Genomic DNA, 17,921 nt, shown 5'->3' with positions numbered 1-17,921 from the left:
GGGGCCAGGGAGCGCTGGACAGGCCGTCAAAGTAATGGTTGTATGATGCAACTATTTGGCGGCGGGCATTTCCCATGAACGACAGCTCCTTACTGATCGATGAAATACGCTCGGCCTCACGCACCATGGTGCGTGAACTGGGGTTCATGCGCACGACACTGGCGGGGACCGACCATTCGGCATCCGCCGTGCACACCTTGCTGGAGATCGACGCGCAGGGAGTAATGACGGCCGCCCAACTGGTGCAGGTTCTGGGGCTTGAGAAATCCAGTGTGAGCCGCATGGTGAGCAAGCTGATCGAGGCCGGCGAACTGGAAGAGACGGCCAGTCATGACGATGCCCGCGCCAAGCTGCTGCGTCTGACCCCTCACGGTAGAAAGACCGTTGCAGACATCCATGGCTATGGCCAGTTGCAAGTCAGCGCCGCGCTGGGCCACCTGAACCCGACCGAGCAGCAGGTGGTCGCGCAGGGCCTGGCGGCCTATGCTCGCGCCTTGTCCGCAAGGCGACTGGGTTCTGCCGAGCCTGCAGCCCATGGCATCAGCATCATTAGCGGATATCGACCAGGCGTGGTGGGCCGGATAGCCGAGATGCATGCGGCGTTCTACTCCCGGCTGGCAGGGTTCGGCCAGGTGTTCGAAAGCCAGGTGGCCACCGCTGTTGCCGAGTTCGTCGGGCGTCTCGACCAGCCGTGCAACCGGTTATGGCTCGCGACTCACCATGGACGCATTGTGGGTTCGATCGCCATCGACGGGCAGGACCTGGGCAACAACGAGGCCCACCTGCGCTGGTTCATCCTGGACGATGGCTGTCGAGGGAGTGGGGTGGGGCGTCGGTTGTTGAGCGAGGCGCTGGGCTTCTGTGACGATGCCGGGTTCGATGCGACTCGACTCTGGACGTTCAGCGGCCTCGACGCTGCGCGGCGACTTTATGAGGCCCAGGGGTTCGAGCTGGTGAAGCAGGAGCAGGGCAGCCAGTGGGGGACGGTTGTCACTGAACAGCAATTCATCCGCACCAGGGCCCGGCTCGCTCGTTGAGGGGCGCGAGCGGCTATCGACCGGCCGTGGATTTCAGGTTTGCCGTGGCATGCTCCAGCGTGCTGGCGTTTTCCAGGAGTTGTTCCGCAGCGACGAACAGCCTCTCGCCGGCCAGCACCGATGCCTGTTCGCGCATGCGCACGACCGCCTCCTCGAGTTGCTCGATCTGGCGTGCCAGCGCTTCGGGTGGGCGGGTGAATGGCATGGTGAGGACAACTACCTGTCTGTGCTTTGCTGATCGTCATGGGCTGGTCTCGACCAATCCGCGCTCGACGCCGTTTGCCTGCCGGCGACAGGGCGCGGGCACACGCTACCATCACTTTGCCCATAGAGCACGCATTCATGCTTGCGCGGGTGTTGTTTCGGTTGAATAAAAAAGGAGCGCCTTTGCGAGCTGCGGCCGGGCGGACCCTGATCATGCTGGATGAAGAGAAGATAGCCCCTTATCTGGATGAAATAACCGAGGACTGCCGTATTGAAGTGAATGGGTGGAAACGGAAGGTCTGAAGATCGGGCAAGCCCATTTGAACTGCCAGTACAGTCGCTGGCTACCAGGCAGAGATCGATTAAAGAAATTGACCGTATCCGTACGAAATCAAGGGTAATTCCGGCAAGGGAAAACCATGGAACATTTTTGGGGTGAACTAACCAGCTGATCGAATATGCCTATACTGTCAGCAACGCTGTAGCAGCTGTTTAAGGTCGTCTTGTGAGGGTTGTTGAGCGTTGATGAATAAAACTGATCTGCTTGAGTATTTGAAAGAGACCAGTTCCGAGATGACCCAGGGCGATATGGATGGAGCTATTCTTTTGCATTTCGACCTGGTAATGGAAAGTTATCGGAGAAAGCCCCTGTTTTATAAAAATCTTTTAAAATATGACAGGCTCATGGTGGCTCTCTCGTTGTTGAGTTTTAATTTCAGCGATAATCGGATTCCTCTGTCCAGAGTCAAGGCTTTTTGTCAGGAGCGTGGCTATCTGTCGCGCAACAGTCTGGATTCCTATTGTTCATTCTTGTTTATTACCGGTTATATGCATATTGGCCTGCATGCCGAAGATGGGCGCCAGCGTATTTTCGGGCCTACCGAAATGGCGTTGCTTGAAGCCAGCCGTATTATCAAGTCGTACTTGCTGCCCTCGCCGATCATTCCTCCCTACGATAGTTGGTTGGCGGAGCCTCGAGGATCTACGGATTTGCTGCAGATTTTTTTCCGCGGGTTTGCCAGGTTACTGGAAGCGGACCTGATGCTCGACAAGCTCTTGCCCGAAGCTAAGTGGATCATGAATCGTGATGGCGGCCACCTGCCGATGCTCGCGCTGTATACCGATGCCTTGCGCAACGGCTCGCTGGAGAGAGGTTATAACGTATCGTCTTATGTTGAGCTCTCATCGCGCCTCGGGGTCTCCAAGACTCATATGCGACGCATGATCAAAGAGGGAAAACTGCAGGGATATTTCAAATGCCACCAGAATCTGGTCGAACTGAGTCCTGCGTTCCTCGAACTGATTCGGCGGGCCATGTCCATCAATTTTGCGGTGGCACGGGTGAGCATGGAGTTGGGTGCCAAAGACAGCTGTGCGAATAGCGAGACTGTCGAAGGTTGGAACTTTCGCGGCCTCTAGGCCGATGAGCGGGCCTGTTCCTTGGCCGCGCCGTTGAGAGCGACTTGATCGCCAGGCACCGTCCTTGTTCGTTGTACTCATTGATACCGGAGGTCAGTGTGTTTAATCGTCGCATCAAGAATGCCCTGTTCGACTGTCGGCAGGATCTGACCACATTGCTGGGGACGATCACCGACATCGACTCGGTTTTTCTTTCAGTAAGGGTCGATGGAACGGGCCGGATCGTCTCGGCCAACCAGCGTTTCGCAGAGGCACTGGGGTACTCGTCGAGTGATCTGTCAGGCAGGGCGATGGGCGAGCTCATGGCTGAGCCGCAGGGTGGATTTGCGGCGAATCCGCGAGCCATTGAACAGCAATGCTATACCGCCGCCGACGGTCGTGCCGTGGTACTCGGCATGTGTTGGCTCAACGCGGCGGATCGCGCCTTCCAGGGGTATGGTTTCATCACGCCGCCCTTGGCGCAGAAGGAGCAGGAGGTCATCGAAATGTTCAGTGCGCTGAACCGCTCGATGGCCATGGTCCAGTTCAATCTTGCGGGTGAGGTACTCTCTGCCAACGAGGCCTTTATCCAGGCGATGGGTTATAGCCTGGCGGAGATCCAGGGGCGGCACCACCGCCTGTTCTGCCTGGCCGAGGACGTGGCTTCGGCAGATTACGCCGAGTTCTGGAAGTCTTTGAATCGGGGTGTGTTCAGTGCCGGACGTTTTCGTCGGGTGGACAAACGCGGTCGGGTGGTATGGCTGGAGGCCACCTATAACCCGGTCAAGGACGCCTCCGGCCGGGTGTACAAAATCACCAAATTCGCCAGCGTAGTGACCGAACAGGTCGAGAAAGCCGAGGTGATCAAGCAGGCCGCGAACATGGCCTACGACGTATCGCGCGATACCGATGTGAAAGCGAATCGAGGCATGGAACTGGCCGCTGCTTCGATTCTTGGCACGCAAACCATTGCGCAGCAGATGGCTTCAGTGACCGACAGCATGACAGCGCTGGAGTCGCAGTCCCAGTTGATCGGCTCCATCGTGGACACCATCGGCGCCATTGCCACCCAGACCAATCTCCTGGCGCTTAACGCTGCTATCGAAGCCGCACGCGCAGGAACCCATGGGCGTGGTTTCGCAGTCGTGGCGGATGAGGTACGCAAGCTCGCCGGCCGTACCAGCGCGGCCACGCAAGAGATTACCCACGTGGTGCGACAAAACCGGGAACTGGCCGATCAAGCTGCGGTGCTTGTCCAGGGCAGCAGGGACCAGGCCGACCATTTGCTGGGGCTGGCGGAGCAGGCAGGCATGGCAATGGGAGATATCCAGCAGGGCGCCAAGCAAGTGGTTGATGCCATTGGCAGGGTCACCAGCGACTTGAGTTGATCTGCGCCATGGGTATCTGTCATGGGAAACGGGGCGTTTCCTTTGGACATTGCACTTGAGTCGTTACGGGAAGAGGAGTTGAACAATGCCGGCGACTTTCAAGATCAGGCCGAGAATGCGTACATTATTATCGCCAGCGGTAACCAAGGCGGAATTGGCAGGACTGGTCGCATGGTTATGGGTACTGCTGCTTGATCCCCTGTCGGGATTGAATCTTGCAAATGTACTGGTCACGGCGTGCCTGCTGGCTCTCTGGTACTTCCATCGTGTGGTGACCAGCTTTCCCGTATGGCGAGTATTGGGTGGCCTTTATATTTTTTTCCTGGCCCTCGGTTTTGTACAGGTGATCGAGGCTCACGTGGCATTGCGTATTTTTTCTCTTCCGCTTGCGGTGATCATGGTAGTAGGCAGCGCCATATTATTTATCACGATTCAGGATTACCTGATCTCCACCACGGCCGTCTGGATATTGATATGGCCCAGTCTCGATGTCGGTGCGTACCAGGGGCTGGAGATTTATCTGGTGCTGTTTTGCATCTTCTCCATGATGATCGGCTTTATCCTGAATCTGACCTACTTGAGGAATATGCGGTCGGTGCTGTTGATCGAAAGTGAGTTCAGAACGTTGGCGGAGACGGATTTTCTCACCTCTCTGCTCAATCGGCGTGCATTCATGGGTAGTTTCCAGAAGGTGCTGGCACAAGGGAATAGTGGCTACTTCATCATGTTGGATATCGACAGTTTCAAACTGAAAAACGATCAATATGGTCACGATATCGGCGACAGGATTTTATGCGCCATGGCCACCTGCCTGAAGTCGACGCCGGGCAGCCATAGTGTCGGGCGGCTCGGCGGCGAGGAATTCGGTGTCTTGCTGCTGGGCGACGATGACGCGATTGCCCATGAATATGCCCTGCGTCTGCTGGCCGCCATCCGCGTCAGCGTCTCGCCTCCGCACCACTACACCTGCAGTGCGGGCATCGCACGGTTTTCGGCGACCTCCGATATGTCGGCCGTGCTCAAGTGTGCCGACAGCAATATGTATAAAGCCAAGCAGGACGGCAAGGACCGGGTCTTTCAGGATGGCAAGCCGCTTGTGCCGCCATTTCCTCCGGCGGCGTAACGAGCGATTCTGGCGGACCTGATCTCGACCGGCAGCGCTGGGGGAACCAGCAGGGCTGCCGGAAGCATCGCGTGAGTCGTGGCCTCATGGCCATTCCCCGACGAGGCGGGTTCGCTGATCAGGGGGTAAACAATCGTTCAGGAAACCTCCGGCAAGGGAACGGGAGTTGTCTTGCCGGCTGGTGTTACCCAGGCATCACCACCCTCATCGCGACAGCCGCGCAGAGCCCCAGCAGGCACAGGGTTCCAACGCCATAAAAAACGGTTCGCCAAGGCTGGATGCCCGTCAGATAGGCCAGCGTGTGCAGCACCCTGGCCAGGGTGAACAGCAGGCTCGACCCGGCGATGACGAATGCCGGTGCATTCAGGGCGATGGCCAGCCCGCCCAATGCGAAGAAGGCCGGGATGTTTTCCAGGTCGTTCGCCCAGGCCTTGGCGGCGCGAATCACTTCCGGGCGTTCCGTTTTTTGTGCGACCTGATTGAAAACGGCGGCGTCTTCCGCATGGGTGAATGCCTTATGTCGCAAGCGGAAGAAGCCCTGATAACAGGAGAGCGCAAACATCTTGAGGAACAGCACAACCACGCAGAGCGCATAGAGGTTCAAGGCCGTGTTCATGCCTGGCGCCCCCCATCAAGGCCCCTGACCACGAGGTACAGCAGCGGCCCCAGGGAAACGAACACGGCTGTCAGCAGCAGGTAGGGAAGCACGGCAATGCCTGAACCTCCGCGCGATCGGTTGTCCTTCAGCATCCAGATGCAGGCAAGGGCTGCCATCAGGTACAGGTCGACGACCACCTGGGCGGTGTCAGGCCGCGACATCAGCTCAAGCCCAAAGGCCACGAGCGACTGCTCGGCGATCAGCATCGTCCAGCCGGTATAAAGCGAAAAGAGCACCAGCAATGCCAGCGCCATGAAACGAAGTGCCATTGTCCTCTCCTGGGTAGGGGTTGCAGGCACACTAGTGGTAGGGTGATGAGCGCTCAATGACCTGTGAGGTCATGGACGCCAGGCACAAGGACGGTCGGAGGCGAGGCATGAATCAGCAGTTGTTCCATCACAAGCGGCCCGCGCAGGGCCTGGCGGCGGGTCAACACCTGCGGCAGTTGCGGCAGCAGGCGGGGCTCAGCCAGCTCGACCTTGCGCTGATGGCCGGGGTTTCGCAGCGCCACCTCAGTTGCATCGAAACCGGGCGCGCGAAGGCCGGCCCCAGCACCTTGCACGCCATCCTTTCGGCCCTGGGCGCCTCGCTGGAGCATTGCAACGAAGTCTTTCTCGCCGCCGGTTACGCACCCCGTTACGCCGCCTCGCCGCTCGATGCGCCCGCCCTGGAGATAGTGCATGGGGCCATCGATCACATCCTGCAGGCGAACAATCCGGCACCGGCGATCGTGATCGACAGCCACTGGAATGTCACCGCCGCCAATGTGAGCACCGGCCTGCTGCTGGCGATGGCAGGCGTTGCCCTGGACCCGGCCTCAGGCCTCAACCTGTTGGAAACACTGCTGTGCCCCGGTGGCCTGGGCGACCGGCTGGTCAATGCCGACGAGATCCGTGCGGTTGCCTGGCAACGCGCTTCCAGGGAGTCGGTTGGCAATCCGGAACTTGCCATGCGCTTGCGCAACCTGCCGGCGCCCGCCATCGCTCAGCAGGCACTGGCTGCCAATCCTGTGCTGCTGACTCGTGTGTGCACCCCTGAGGGGGAGTTGAGTTTTCTCTCCACCTTCACGACCTTCGGCATGCCGCTGGATATCACCGTGGAGTCATTGAGAATCGAACACCTGATACCGGCCGATCCATTGACCCGGCGCCGGATGATGGATGCGTTCGAACAGTGGAGTGCGGCCCACGGCCAGTTCTGAGTGGCGGTGAGCGCTGCCTTGGCGCGGCAGTGGTGTGCCTGCCTCTCGCGTGCCGGCGATCCATCAGGACATGATTACTTACAGGCATGCGTTTGTCTTTGAAAGGGACGGTTGTTAAGTTTTCCTCGTCCCTTGGGTATCACGGGTGCTGACGCGCAGTTGTTGCGTAATGACAGCGTATTGCATCGTTTATTTCCGGCCATTCTGCGAGCTTCGGGACTCACGATGAGCAATGACGTCTGAGCCGCCTGAGCTGGCAGAAAGTGAAGTATCGACATGCAAGCGTTGAATCTGAACCGCAGCACACGCACGCTCTCGGTAGGGTACTTCTTCTCCAAGTGTGGTGAATTCGCTTTCGAAACGGCATTTGCCGTTGCGGTAGTCTCCATGACCGAAGCGAACCTGTTGCTGATCGGGATGGTGTACTTCTTCCGCTACCTGCCCAGTGCGTTGTTTTCTCCGATTGGCGGCTGGCTGGCGGACAATTGTCAGAAGCGTCGTACGCTGGTCGGGGTAGAGCTTGCCAAGAGTGTGCTGGCGCTGGCTTTCCTTGCGCTCTTTTCCTTTGCCACACCGGCGTTGCTGGTGGTCATCGGCCTGGCGATGCTGATGACGGCTCTGGACTGTCTCTATGTGCCGACCTTCCGGGCGTATTTCCCGGACATCGTGGAAAAGGACCGGTTGTCGTCGGTGAACAGTGGCGTCCAGGTCATCGAAGACATTTCCTCCATTCTCGGTCCCTTGGTGTTCTCTGCCTTTGCGTTGTCCCTTGGCAGCGCGGTGACCTTCCTGTTCTTTGCCGCGTGCCTCGCGTTGTCAGCCATCAGCATCGCCACGTTGCTGCCCGGCAAGGTGAGCGTACCGGTGGCGTTTGATGGACGATCAGTGATCCGCGACGCGCTACGCAGCGTGGGCGAACTGCGGGTGGGCAACGCACCTTTGTTCGCAGTGATCTGTTGCACCACGCTATGCGCCATGTTCGCCACCTCGGTGATCCGCTTCATCCTGCCGGCATCGGTGTTGGAACACTTTGGCTCGGAAGCGGCCGTCGGCTATGTCTTCTCGCTGCTGGCGGCCGGTACCGTGTTGGGCGGCATGCTGTACACCCGGCTCAACAGGCAGACCACGGCCCGCCTGGTACTGCGCTACTGGGCGTTGTACGGCGCGTTGTTTTTCGCCGCTGCAATCGCTCTGCAGTTCCACAGTTGGCTGTTCCTGGCGATCCTGTTCGTGGTCGGGTTCGTCGGCGCCTTCGTCGATATCGCCATCGTGACCAATATCCAGTGCCTGTCCGACGATCGCCAGGTGGGCCGGAATTTCTCCCTCTACTACTTCACCGCCGTCATCGGTGATGCCGTCTCTGGCCTGATCGCCAGCCTGGTTTTCCTACTGGCGGGGCCGGCGACTTTCATCTGGATGACGTTGATGCTGTTCGTTGCGCCCTTGCGCTGGAATATGAAAGGCAGCTCGGATGATGCCAAACATCGTGCTGATTGATCTGGATGATGTCCGGCTATCTGCTTCTGGTGCTGCCCGTCAGGATGATGAGCGCAAGTTTATCCATGTCGACATGGACTCCTTCTTTGTGTCCGTCGAGTTGCTTCAGGCTCCATGGTTGCGTGATCGGCCCGTGGCGGTAGGTGGCAACGCCGCTGAACGCGGAGCGATCAGTACTGCCAGTCACCCGGCAAGGCCGTTCGGGATAAACTCGGCGAAAAAACCTGCCTCATTCAACGTGGGCAGGCCCAACGGCGGCTAGGAGCGCCGGGCTTCGCCACAGCACGGGCCAGTACGCTTCGTTCAGCCCCACGCATAGGGTCAGCTGCGCTGCGCGGGTCAGCCTGAACGCGCTGCCGTCGTACTGCCAGCGCAGTGACGTGCCGCATCCGCCCATGCCCATTGCCAGTTCATGGCTGCTGAGTTCTCCGCTGGCCGGATCGAACCGGATGCTGCCGTTGGGCAACATGTCCGGCATCCGCGGCACTGCATCGATCCTGGCTGGGCGGGCCTGTTCGGGATGGCCGATGGGCGTTTCATACAGGCGGTATGAACAGTTGTACGCGGCGCAATCGGTCTTGATGATCACCAGCGCCTGGCGATCACTCAGGGCAAAGGCCTCGCCTTCGGCGGGGGTGTCGTCGAGTTGGTCCTGCTGCCATGACGCGCGCGTGGTCGCCATGACCACATCCCGGATGTGTTGGGCCTGGGGCGGGGTCAGCGCCACTGGCGGATACCATGGGGGCAGGGTCGGACGGGGTGGGGCGGGTGTTACAGTGCTGGCGCTGGCCGCCCCCTGGCGTACCAGCGCCGTGACGGTGCCGACCCGGCCCTGTACCGAGTCCATCAGCAGCAGTGCTGCGCTCATACCGGCCAGGGAGACAAACGACTGGCCATCCTGGGTGGGAAGGGTCAGTTCGTTGCCATTACGCAGCTCCGCGATCAGTGCTCTGGCCTGATCGCCTGCCGCACTCAGGACCTCGGGCACATCACCCTCTTTCAACTCGCCAGCGGCCAGGGAAGTGCGCAGCGGCTTGCCGTCGAGCAGCGGCTTTCCGGTAGCGGGGTTATAGCTGAACATCCCGACCCGCAATACCCCTGTGGGCCCCGCTTCGCGGATGATACGCAGGCTGAAGGTGAGCCTGGCGCCCGTATCGTCGCGCATGGGAACTGCGCCGATGGCGGTGCACGAGCGAATGTTGTCGCACGCGACCACCCAATCCTTGATCTCCCGGTAGAGCGGTACCTGTTCTTCTGCATAGGCAGCGCAACTGGTGACGACGAGCAGCAGGGCGACGAGAGGGCGGGCCATAAGAGCACTACCTGGGCATGGGGGCGGCGATATTAGGCCATGAATCACCCCGCAGGGTGAACCGTTGGCTGCGGGGCACAGGAAAAAGAGCCGTTGTCACAACAGCGCCTGGAGGCTGGTCGGGCCACTGCTTCGACTTGACCAGCGGTTTGCTCACGGCAGCCGTCAGCCAAAGGCCCAATGCAGTTCCATCTTCTGCAGGTCCAACTGCCCATTGCCGCCACCGAAGGGATCATCTGCGCGCTGATGGCGAACCCCGTTTCTGGACCCGCCGCACGGCCTTCACCGGTAACCAGGGCATCTGCCAGGGGACATGCCGATGTTCAATCTCCCTGGCCTGGAACGTCCTGTAGAAGCCCACCATGCCGATTTTGTCAGTTGCATTCACTCGTACGCCGAGCCCCTTTGAGAAGGTATCGGGCACGCGCCCCTTGCTGTCGGGCGGCGACCCCTGGCTGCCCATCAGGCTGGAGAGCTCCCCCGACGGTCATCATCGGCCGCAGTGTCGCTATCCGGGCTGCTTTCATGCTTCGAGATCCTTGGTTCCATGAGAGGTGAGGCGTGGAAGCGTGCAGGCAGGCAGCGCCGAGCGGGAAGGGTAGCTTCCCGCCCAATCCTCCAAGTGCTTGATTGGGAGCTATCACCGTCGCTGCTAGACGAGAGGTGGCAGCCGTACGCAGATTAGCAGACCGGTGCAATTGGAAACCGGCGCGCCCGAAGACGCCCTGCGCACGACCACCATAAGGCAGATAGGTGAAGAAATTTTCACCTGAGGCTTGAAGGTCGCGAACAGTCTTCTAGGCTGATGTCAAAATGACTCTAGCCAGGGAGGGAATGATGAGAGAGCTTTTGTTGTTTGCTTGCGTGGGCGCGGTTCTTCTCATGAGTGCAGGCTGTACAACCCCACCCATGGCGCCTCCTGACGCATTAACGGACTACAGACCGGTGAGCCAGTTTGGTTCGGAGCCGGTTCCGGAAAATCTCAAGAACAGGGTTGAGCAGGTTTGTAAGCTCGTCGGTGTGGTGCCCAGTCCTGATGATGCAACGAAATTCGTGGTACGAGCGCTTCAGAAGACCTATGTCAGGTCATGCCAATACGCTTTCTACAGTGACAAGGTGAAGGATTTCAAGGCGTATTCTGATGAGGCAACTCTTGGTTTTGCGTCCATTACAGCGATAGGTGCTCTTACTGATAGCCACTCTGACTTTGTAAAATCAATGGCCGGGCTGACAGGGTTGACAGCTGGCTTGCGAGTTTATGCAAACCCCAATGTGCAGATTTCAACTTATATAAAGGCGGCAAATGCTACCCAGTGTCTTGGTGGAAGCCTTCAAAGGTTGAATAAGTTGACGGTCCAGAACGAAATTTTATTAGGCGATTTGGCGTCGACTGAAAAGGCCATTGAAGATGTTCGTGGGGGTTTGAATAAAATAAAATACAATCCTGAAATGCAGTCTGCGCTGATTTCCACGGCGCCAGGCCCAGAGGTTTTGAGCTTGTTGAATCAGGCGTCTGATCCGGATGCTGATGCAGAAAGTAAAAAGGCAGCATTGGAGTTTTTGAAAAATATCGAAACACTGACTGATGAAAACTTGAGAAGTATTTATGGGAAAATATTGGCTACCCTAAATTCGCAGGCTTTCAATGTGGATAGTGCTACTCAGCCTATAAAGGCTAGTCATGTTGGTCGGGGTGGTGGCTCAGGTGATAAGGATAAAATAATTTTTTCCATAAAGAGCTCTGAAAAATATCAGTCTCTTGTTTCTGATGATGCGAGTGGTTCTTACGATATGTATATTGGGTTGTTGGGTTCCCTATATGTGGCCAAGGCAGAAGATGATAAAATTCCTTATGCTGAGCTGATTCGGATAAATGATGATTTTGATAGGTGCATGACGACATATGCGGCAAATTGAAAGGGCCGGTGGCTCCTAAGGTTTAGGAGCCTTGCAGACATCTCCTATAGTGGTAGAGTATTCGGCCTATTTTTATCTGCCGACAGTGCGGTTCACGCTATTTCCCTTGAATGTCTACTCACAGGGAAAGGAACCGCCCATGAAACCCATCAACTACAAGGCCTACCGCAGTACACGCAGCCTCGACGAACGCGTGCGCTTGCTGGTGCTGCATTACACCGCCGGTGACTTCGCCACTTCCGTCGCCGCGCTCACCGGACCCAGTGTCAGTTGTCATTACCTGGTACCCGATGTCACCGACCCAAGCTATATCCAGGCTGGCTTCAGCCAGCAGGAAGTCTTCAGCCTGGTCGACGAGGGAAAGAGTGCCTGGCACGCGGGCGTCAGTGCCTGGGGCGGCAGAACCCGACTCAATGACTCCTCGATCGGCATCGAGATCGTCAACCTGGCCTCCGAGAGCGAGGGAGCGTTTCACTTCCCGCCCTACGAACCCCGGCAGATCGAAGCCGTGAAACAGCTGGCCCTGAATATCCTCGCCCGCTACCCCAACATCGGCCCAACCCAGGTGCTCGGGCACTCGGATATCGCCTGGCGCCGCAAGAGCGATCCGGGGGCGGCCTTTCCCTGGCGTGAGCTGTACCTGGCAGGCGTCGGGGCCTGGTTCGACGAGGCGACCCGCGATAGCTACCAGCAGCAATACATTCGCGACGGTTTGCCTTCCCAAACCGCGGTATTGGCGCTGTTCCAGCAGTACGGTTATGAGGTAACGGACGCGGATACGCCCGAGGGATTCAAGCAATTGGTCAGGGCCTTCCAGTTGCACTTCCGGCCGACGAACCACGACGGGGTGATGGACGCCGAGAGCGCAGCCATCCTGGCGGCACTGGTGGCGAAGTATTTCCCGGTGACGGCATAGATATCGAGTGAGGTTCATGCGGATAGCCGGCTCATTCCGTGGAAATCAATCGAATCTCATGTCAATCACGATTGGCGGATTTTATATGTATACTTATTATAAGTTTACTTATAGAGAAGGAGTTCGCCATGCCCAACCGCCTGCACGCCAGCGCTTCATACAATCACGAGACCCACGCCTCTGCGGCAACCATTTGGGCCTTTTTTGAGGCGGTTCACCTATGGAAGGACTGGAACGCGGGCGTCCATTCATGTGCGCTTGACGGGCCGTTCGCCACAGGCACGTGGATGACGATGGTGCTGCCCGACCAGGAGGTCATCCGGTCGCAGCTGGTCGAGGTCAATGCACCGATCGGGTTTACGGACGAGACTGTGCTGGGTGATATCACCGTTCGTGTCAGGCACGAAATCATGCCGTTGGCTAATGGCAACCACTTGATCGTCTATTCGATCGAGGTGACGGGAGAGGGGGCCGAGGAAGTCTGCGCGCAAGTGTCCAGCGACTTTCCTGACGTTTTGCGCGCACTGGTGGCCCGCGCAGAGCGTGCGGTGGGCGCATGAGCCCGAGCGAACCGAAGCCGCTGCCAACCCGTCATGAGGGGCCGTCAGAGAGCCCGGGTTTTCTGCTCTGGCGTATCTCCAACAGTTGGCAGCGCGAGCAGCGTGCCGCCTTGCAGCCGTTGGGTCTGACCCACACCCAGTTCGTGATGCTGGCGGTCGCTACCTGGTTCGGCGCCCAGGAGCCCCTGACCCAGGCGCGCCTTTCGCAATTGACCGGCAGCGATCCGATGACCACCTCCCAGGTGGTCAGGACGCTGCTTGCCAATGGGTTGTTCGTCAGGGAAATCCACCCCACTGACACGCGGGCCAAGATTATCTCCGTCTCCGAGGCCGGTCGGGATATTGCCCAAAAGGCAATCGTCGTGGTGGAGGAGGTCGATCGCAGGTTCTTTGCCGCGCTGGGCGAGCAGCAATCGAGCCTTGTCGGTCTTTTCCAGACGCTGCTCGAAAAGAGGCACCACACCGATTGAGTACGTAACCAGAAGCAGGAAGAAGGCGTTTGCGCTCGACCGGGCAGAAACGGCGTTGCGCAAGCCGCATCAGATGACTGTATTCAGTTGGACGTTGGCCGGCAGCTCCGGCACCAGCAACTGAACCCCGGTACGCCACAGTCGCCTTCCAGCACGTGAGCCGCGTCGGTGCCTGGGGTAAGATGTGGCGATTCCAATCACCGCGTCCCCCTTTAAGCAGTCGACGGTAACAGCATGATCGAAGTAACCGAGGTTTCCATCGCGCAATTGCGCGCCGCGCTCGAATCCGGCCAGACCACGGCGGTAGAACTGGTTCAGGCCTATCTCGCCCGGATCGATGCCTACGACGGCCCCGACACGCCCACCGCGCTCAACGCGGTGGTGGTGCGCAACCCCGAGGCGCTCAACGAGGCCAGGGCCTCCGATGCGCGCCGTGCGCGCGGCGAGACCCTGGGCCCGCTGGACGGCATTCCCTACACCGCCAAGGACAGCTACCTGGTCAAGGGCCTGACCGCAGCGTCGGGCAGCCCCGCCTTCAAGGACCTGGTCGCCTATCGCGACGCCTTCACCATCGAGCGCCTGCGCGCCGCCGGGGCGATCTGCCTGGGCAAGACCAACATGCCGCCGATGGCCAACGGCGGCATGCAGCGGGGCGTCTACGGCCGGGCCGAGAGCCCGTACAACGCCGACTACCTGACCGCACCCTTTGCCTCGGGCTCGTCGAACGGTGCCGGCACGGCGACCGCCGCGAGTTTTTCCGCCTTCGGCCTGGCCGAGGAAACCTGGTCGAGCGGCCGCGGACCGGCGTCGAACAACGGCCTGTGTGCCTACACCCCGTCGCGCGGGGTGATTTCGGTCCGCGGCAACTGGCCGCTGACGCCGACCATGGACGTGGTGGTGCCGTACGCCCGGACCATGGCCGACCTGCTGGAAGTGCTCGACGTGGTGGTCGCCGACGACCCGGACAAGTCCGGCGACCTGTGGCGCCTGCAGCCGTGGGTGCCGATCCCGGCTGCCTCGACCGTGCGTCCGGCTTCCTACCTGAAGCTCGCCGCCACTGCCGATGCCCTGGCCGGCAAGCGCCTGGGCGTGCCGCGCATGTTCATCAACGCCGACCCTGAGGCGGGCACCAGCGAAGCGCCGGGCATCGGCGGCCCGACCGGGCAGCGCATCCACACCCGCGCCTCGGTGATCGACCTGTGGCAGCAGGCACGCCAGGCCCTGGAAGCGGCCGGTGCCGAAGTGGTCGAGGTGGATTTCCCGCTGGTGTCCAACTGCGAGGGCGACCGCCCCGGAGCGCCGACGGTGTTCACCCGCGGGCTGGTGTCCAAGGAGTTCCTGCACCATGAACTGTGGGACCTGAGCGCCTGGGCGTTCGACGATTTCCTGCGGGCCAACGGCGATCCGAAGCTGAACCGTCTGGTGGATGTCGACGGGCCGAAGATTTTCCCGCATGACCCGGGCACCTTGCCGAACCGCGAGGGCGACCTGGCCGCCGGCATGGACGAGTACGTGCGCATGGCCGAACGTGGTATCACCCCGTGGAACGAGATCAGCACGCTGCCTGATGGCCTGCGCGGGCTGGAGCAGACCCGGCGCATCGACCTCGAGGACTGGATGCAGGAGAAGGGGTTGGACGCGGTGCTGTTCCCGACCGTGGCCGACGTCGGCCCGGCCGATGCCGATGTGAATCCGGTGTCCGCCGACATCGCCTGGAGCAACGGTATCTGGGTGGCCAACGGCAACCTGGCGATCCGTCACCTGGGCGTGCCGACGGTCACCGTGCCGATGGGCGTGATGGCCGATATCGGCATGCCGGTGGGGCTGACCTTCGCCGGCCGTGCCTATGACGACTCGGCGCTGCTGCAACTGGCCGCGGCGTTCGAGGCGACCGGCAGCAAGCGCCTGGTGCCGCCGCGGACTCCGCCGCTGGGCGTCGGCAAACAGTAAGCACCGAAACGGGATTGGCGTCACGCTGGCGCCCATCCGTCTGTTCACCTCGAACCAGAGCTCTCTGGCCTTATGCCTGGTCTTTCTCGGCGGACCTGGCCTGCGCCCGGTACTGCTTCACTTCGCCCAAGCGCAGGTCTTCGGGCAGCCCGGCACGATGCTTGCTGTGACCGACGCGCTGGGCGTTGTAGATACCGGTATGGCCCGACACCAGATAGCTGGCGATGCAGGCGATGGCGGCGAACGGCGCGATCTCGGCACCGAACAGCTCCATTGCCATGACGATGGTTGCCAGCGGGGTGTTGGCCGCCCCGGCGAATACCGCGACGAAGCCGAGCCCGGCGAGCATGGCGAACGGCAGGTGCAGCAGCGGTGCCAGGGCGTTGCCCAGGGTGGCGCCGATGTAGAACAGCGGCGTCACTTCCCCGCCCTTGAACCCCGACCCCAGCGAAGCCACGGTGAACGCCAGCTTGCCGAACCAGTCCCACGGCGCCAGCGGCATCTGGAATGACTGGACGATACCGGGAATGCCCAGGCCGATGTACCGGTGGGCATCCAGTGCCCACACCGCGACGGCGATCACCACGCCACCGAGCAGTGGCCGCAGCGGCGGGTAGCCGACCCGCCGTTTCACCCAGGCGCCCAACCGGTGGGTGGCGGTGGCGAACAGCAGGCCGGCGAGGCCGAAGACGACACCGGCCAGCATCGTCGCCGTGATGCTCCAGAACTGCACCGGCACCACTTCGCCGATCGGGTAATGGGTATGCGCCACGCCCCAGGCCAGGCCGACCTGGTCGGCGACGATGGCCGCGACCATGCAGGGGAACAGCGCGTCATAGCGCATCCGCCCGATGGCCAGCACCTCCAGCCCGAACAGCGCCCCGGCCAGCGGTGTGCCGAACACCGAGGCGAAGCCGGCGCTGATGCCGGCCATGAGCATGATCCGCCGGTCTTCCCGGCGCAGACGCAGCCAGTGGGTGATCTGATCGGCCAGGGCGCCACCCATCTGCACCGCGGTGCCTTCGCGACCGACCGAGGCGCCGAACAGGTGCGACACCAGTGTGCCGCCCAGCACCAGCGGCACCATGCGCAGTGGCACGGTCTTCTTCGGGTCGTGGATCTCGTCGATCAGCAGGTTGTTACCGGCGTCCACCGGCTTGCCCAGCCAGTGATAGACCAGGCCGACGGCGAGGCCGGCCAGCGGCAACAGCCAGATCACCCACGGATGGCTTTCGCGCCATTGGGTCGCATGCTCCAGCGAGAACAGGAAGAACGCCGAGGCACTGCCGGCCAGCAGGGCTATGGCACTGGCCAACAGCAGCCATTTGCCGAGGTAGGGCAGGAGATCGAGTTGTTCGGGGCGTGAAAGTCTGGACATAGGGTCAGCCACAGTCATCGTTTGGGTCTGACCAGCAGGGATTCTGCACGCGCGCGCCTACAGACCCGAACTGACCAGGTGTCTGTAGGCATCATCAGCTGCAGCAGCACAGCGGTTGGGAACGGAGGAATGCCATCTCCGGAGCGCCGATCATAGCCAGTGGCAATGGGCTTGTAAAATCTTGTTACGTGTTCGGCCCGATGTGTTGGGCCTTGATGATCAATGAAGCTGGCAACGGCGCTTCGGGCAGGCGCGGTTCCTCGATGGACTCCAGCCGCCAGGCCGGGGCGAGGGTGGCGAGCCAGCTGCTCAGGGTGCGGTAGAACCAGGGCATCGGCTGCCAGTCGCCGGGGCCCATCGCGGTGAAATGTTCCATTCGCCAGCCGTCCGCGTAAGGTGGCTCCGCGCACAGTGGGTGCAGCGTCTGGATGATCAGGTGGGCGTCGGGGCGGGCCGTGCGGGCGAGGGCGGCCAGCAGTTCGGCGGTCTGCTCGTCGAGCAGGGAGAAGTTGCAGACGATCACGTCGAAGTCTGTGCCGAGCCGTTGCGGTTCAGCAATGATCTGGGCGTAGGACAGGCAGTGGAAATCGCCCGCGCCGGCTTGCGTCGCCAACTCCAGCAGCGGTGGCGAGACATCGACGCCGATGAGCTGGCCGCCGTGTTCGGCCAGGGCCCGGCACAACCAGCCTTCGCCACAGCCGACGTCCAGCACCCGGCCCGGCAGGCAGGGCCGCACGGCGTTGATGATCGCGGCGTTGGTGACTTCGCGGCGACTGCGTATCTGCCCCTCGCGGATCGCCGTGGCCCAGGCCCGGGCGTTGCCGGTCCAACTGTCGATCAGGGCTTTCGAGGGATCGTCGTGCATGTCAGGCGCCTTGCCGGGAGGATTCTCCCCGGCAGTGTGCGGCCGAA

Annotated in this window: 18 protein-coding genes, 2 pseudogenes and 1 riboswitch; of the genes and pseudogenes, 14 read left to right on the top strand and 6 right to left on the bottom strand. The window is 60.6% G+C overall.

All coding sequences use genetic code 11. The features are described 5' to 3' along the window. Positions 1-74: 74 nt before the first annotated feature. Positions 75-1,037: a bifunctional helix-turn-helix transcriptional regulator/GNAT family N-acetyltransferase gene (locus PF66_RS10460; protein ID WP_054056687.1), complete on the top strand. Its 963-nt coding sequence runs from the start codon at positions 75-77 to the stop codon at positions 1,035-1,037. Between the two features lie 13 nt (positions 1,038-1,050). Here PF66_RS10460 and PF66_RS10455 read toward each other — a convergent pair whose 3' ends face one another. Next, positions 1,051-1,242, bottom strand: a complete 192-nt coding sequence (locus tag PF66_RS10455; protein WP_054062621.1) for a hypothetical protein — start codon at positions 1,240-1,242, stop codon at positions 1,051-1,053. Between the two features lie 137 nt (positions 1,243-1,379). On the opposite strand from PF66_RS10455, the gene PF66_RS33025 reads away from it, so the two are divergent. From PF66_RS33025 to PF66_RS10440, 5 genes and pseudogenes are all read left to right on the top strand, one after another. After that, entirely contained in the window at positions 1,380-1,544 is a 165-nt protein-coding gene (locus PF66_RS33025; protein ID WP_160320657.1) for a hypothetical protein, read from the top strand. 222 nt (positions 1,545-1,766) lie between these two features. Beyond that, positions 1,767-2,660: a hypothetical protein gene (locus PF66_RS10450; protein ID WP_054062620.1), complete on the top strand. Its 894-nt coding sequence runs from the start codon at positions 1,767-1,769 to the stop codon at positions 2,658-2,660. A gap of 98 nt (positions 2,661-2,758) precedes the next feature. Continuing rightward, a pseudogene (locus PF66_RS33890) lies at positions 2,759-3,487 on the top strand (PAS domain S-box protein); the annotation flags it as partial. A 174-nt stretch (positions 3,488-3,661) separates the two neighbouring features. After that, a pseudogene (locus tag PF66_RS33885) lies at positions 3,662-4,027 on the top strand (methyl-accepting chemotaxis protein); the annotation flags it as partial. Positions 4,028-4,112: 85 nt separating this feature from the next. Next, positions 4,113-5,150 carry a GGDEF domain-containing protein gene (locus PF66_RS10440; protein WP_054056683.1) on the top strand — a complete coding sequence of 346 codons (1,038 nt, stop codon included), beginning with the start codon at positions 4,113-4,115 and terminating at the stop codon, positions 5,148-5,150. A 184-nt stretch (positions 5,151-5,334) separates the two neighbouring features. Here the strand turns inward: PF66_RS10440 and PF66_RS10435 are convergent, their stop codons facing one another. Beyond that, entirely contained in the window at positions 5,335-5,766 is a 432-nt protein-coding gene (locus tag PF66_RS10435; protein WP_054056682.1) for an MAPEG family protein, read from the bottom strand. Beyond that, positions 5,763-6,077, bottom strand: a complete 315-nt coding sequence (locus tag PF66_RS10430) for a hypothetical protein (protein ID WP_054062619.1) — start codon at positions 6,075-6,077, stop codon at positions 5,763-5,765. Before PF66_RS10430 ends, PF66_RS10435 begins: the two co-directional genes overlap by 4 nt. Before the next feature lie 107 nt (positions 6,078-6,184). Here PF66_RS10430 and PF66_RS10425 point away from each other — a divergent pair, with 107 nt between their 5' ends. From PF66_RS10425 to PF66_RS31920, 3 genes are all read left to right on the top strand, one after another. Next, positions 6,185-7,009 (top strand): helix-turn-helix domain-containing protein, encoded by an 825-nt coding sequence (locus tag PF66_RS10425; RefSeq protein WP_054062618.1) that lies wholly within the window; start codon positions 6,185-6,187, stop codon positions 7,007-7,009. Between the two features lie 276 nt (positions 7,010-7,285). After that, a complete protein-coding gene (locus tag PF66_RS10420) occupies positions 7,286-8,506 on the top strand; it encodes an MFS transporter (protein WP_054062617.1) in 1,221 nt (406 codons plus the stop codon). After that, complete coding sequence (locus tag PF66_RS31920; protein WP_241494315.1) at positions 8,481-8,768, top strand: hypothetical protein; 288 nt, start codon at positions 8,481-8,483, stop codon at positions 8,766-8,768. The genes PF66_RS10420 and PF66_RS31920 overlap by 26 nt, the downstream gene beginning before the upstream one ends. Here the strand turns inward: PF66_RS31920 and PF66_RS10415 are convergent. After that, positions 8,736-9,818: a DUF1176 domain-containing protein gene (locus tag PF66_RS10415; RefSeq protein WP_054062616.1), complete on the bottom strand. Its 1,083-nt coding sequence runs from the start codon at positions 9,816-9,818 to the stop codon at positions 8,736-8,738. The genes PF66_RS31920 and PF66_RS10415 overlap by 33 nt on opposite strands. A gap of 837 nt (positions 9,819-10,655) precedes the next feature. On the opposite strand from PF66_RS10415, the gene PF66_RS10410 reads away from it, so the two are divergent. The 5 genes from PF66_RS10410 to PF66_RS10390 all read left to right on the top strand — a co-directional run bounded on the left by PF66_RS10410 (position 10,656) and on the right by PF66_RS10390 (position 15,631). Then, a complete protein-coding gene (locus PF66_RS10410; RefSeq protein ID WP_152972998.1) occupies positions 10,656-11,735 on the top strand; it encodes a hypothetical protein in 1,080 nt (359 codons plus the stop codon). Between the two features lie 139 nt (positions 11,736-11,874). After that, on the top strand, positions 11,875-12,651 hold the full coding sequence (locus PF66_RS10405; RefSeq protein WP_054062614.1) for an N-acetylmuramoyl-L-alanine amidase: 777 nt from the start codon (positions 11,875-11,877) through the stop codon (positions 12,649-12,651). Between the two features lie 128 nt (positions 12,652-12,779). Further along, a complete protein-coding gene (locus tag PF66_RS10400; RefSeq protein WP_054062613.1) occupies positions 12,780-13,211 on the top strand; it encodes an SRPBCC family protein in 432 nt (143 codons plus the stop codon). Next, positions 13,208-13,681 (top strand): MarR family winged helix-turn-helix transcriptional regulator, encoded by a 474-nt coding sequence (locus PF66_RS10395; RefSeq protein WP_054062612.1) that lies wholly within the window; start codon positions 13,208-13,210, stop codon positions 13,679-13,681. Before PF66_RS10400 ends, PF66_RS10395 begins: the two co-directional genes overlap by 4 nt. Before the next feature lie 234 nt (positions 13,682-13,915). Beyond that, entirely contained in the window at positions 13,916-15,631 is a 1,716-nt protein-coding gene (locus PF66_RS10390) for an amidase (RefSeq protein WP_054062611.1), read from the top strand. Positions 15,632-15,701: 70 nt separating this feature from the next. On the opposite strand, the gene PF66_RS10385 is transcribed toward PF66_RS10390, so the two are convergent. After that, the gene (locus PF66_RS10385; RefSeq protein ID WP_054062610.1) at positions 15,702-17,009 is read right to left on the bottom strand and encodes a voltage-gated chloride channel family protein; all 1,308 of its coding nucleotides are present in this window, start codon (positions 17,007-17,009) and stop codon (positions 15,702-15,704) included. Between the two features lie 78 nt (positions 17,010-17,087). Beyond that, positions 17,088-17,158, bottom strand: a riboswitch (Fluoride riboswitch). A gap of 35 nt (positions 17,159-17,193) precedes the next feature. Further along, positions 17,194-17,874, bottom strand: a complete 681-nt coding sequence (locus PF66_RS10380) for a class I SAM-dependent methyltransferase (RefSeq protein ID WP_054062609.1) — start codon at positions 17,872-17,874, stop codon at positions 17,194-17,196. Between the last annotated feature and the right edge of the window lie 47 nt (positions 17,875-17,921).

It is taken from the genome of Pseudomonas asplenii (genome assembly GCF_001293465.1).
GTDB lineage: Bacteria > Pseudomonadota > Gammaproteobacteria > Pseudomonadales > Pseudomonadaceae > Aquipseudomonas > Aquipseudomonas fuscovaginae_B.
This window is presented reverse-complemented; position numbering and strand designations above follow the sequence as displayed.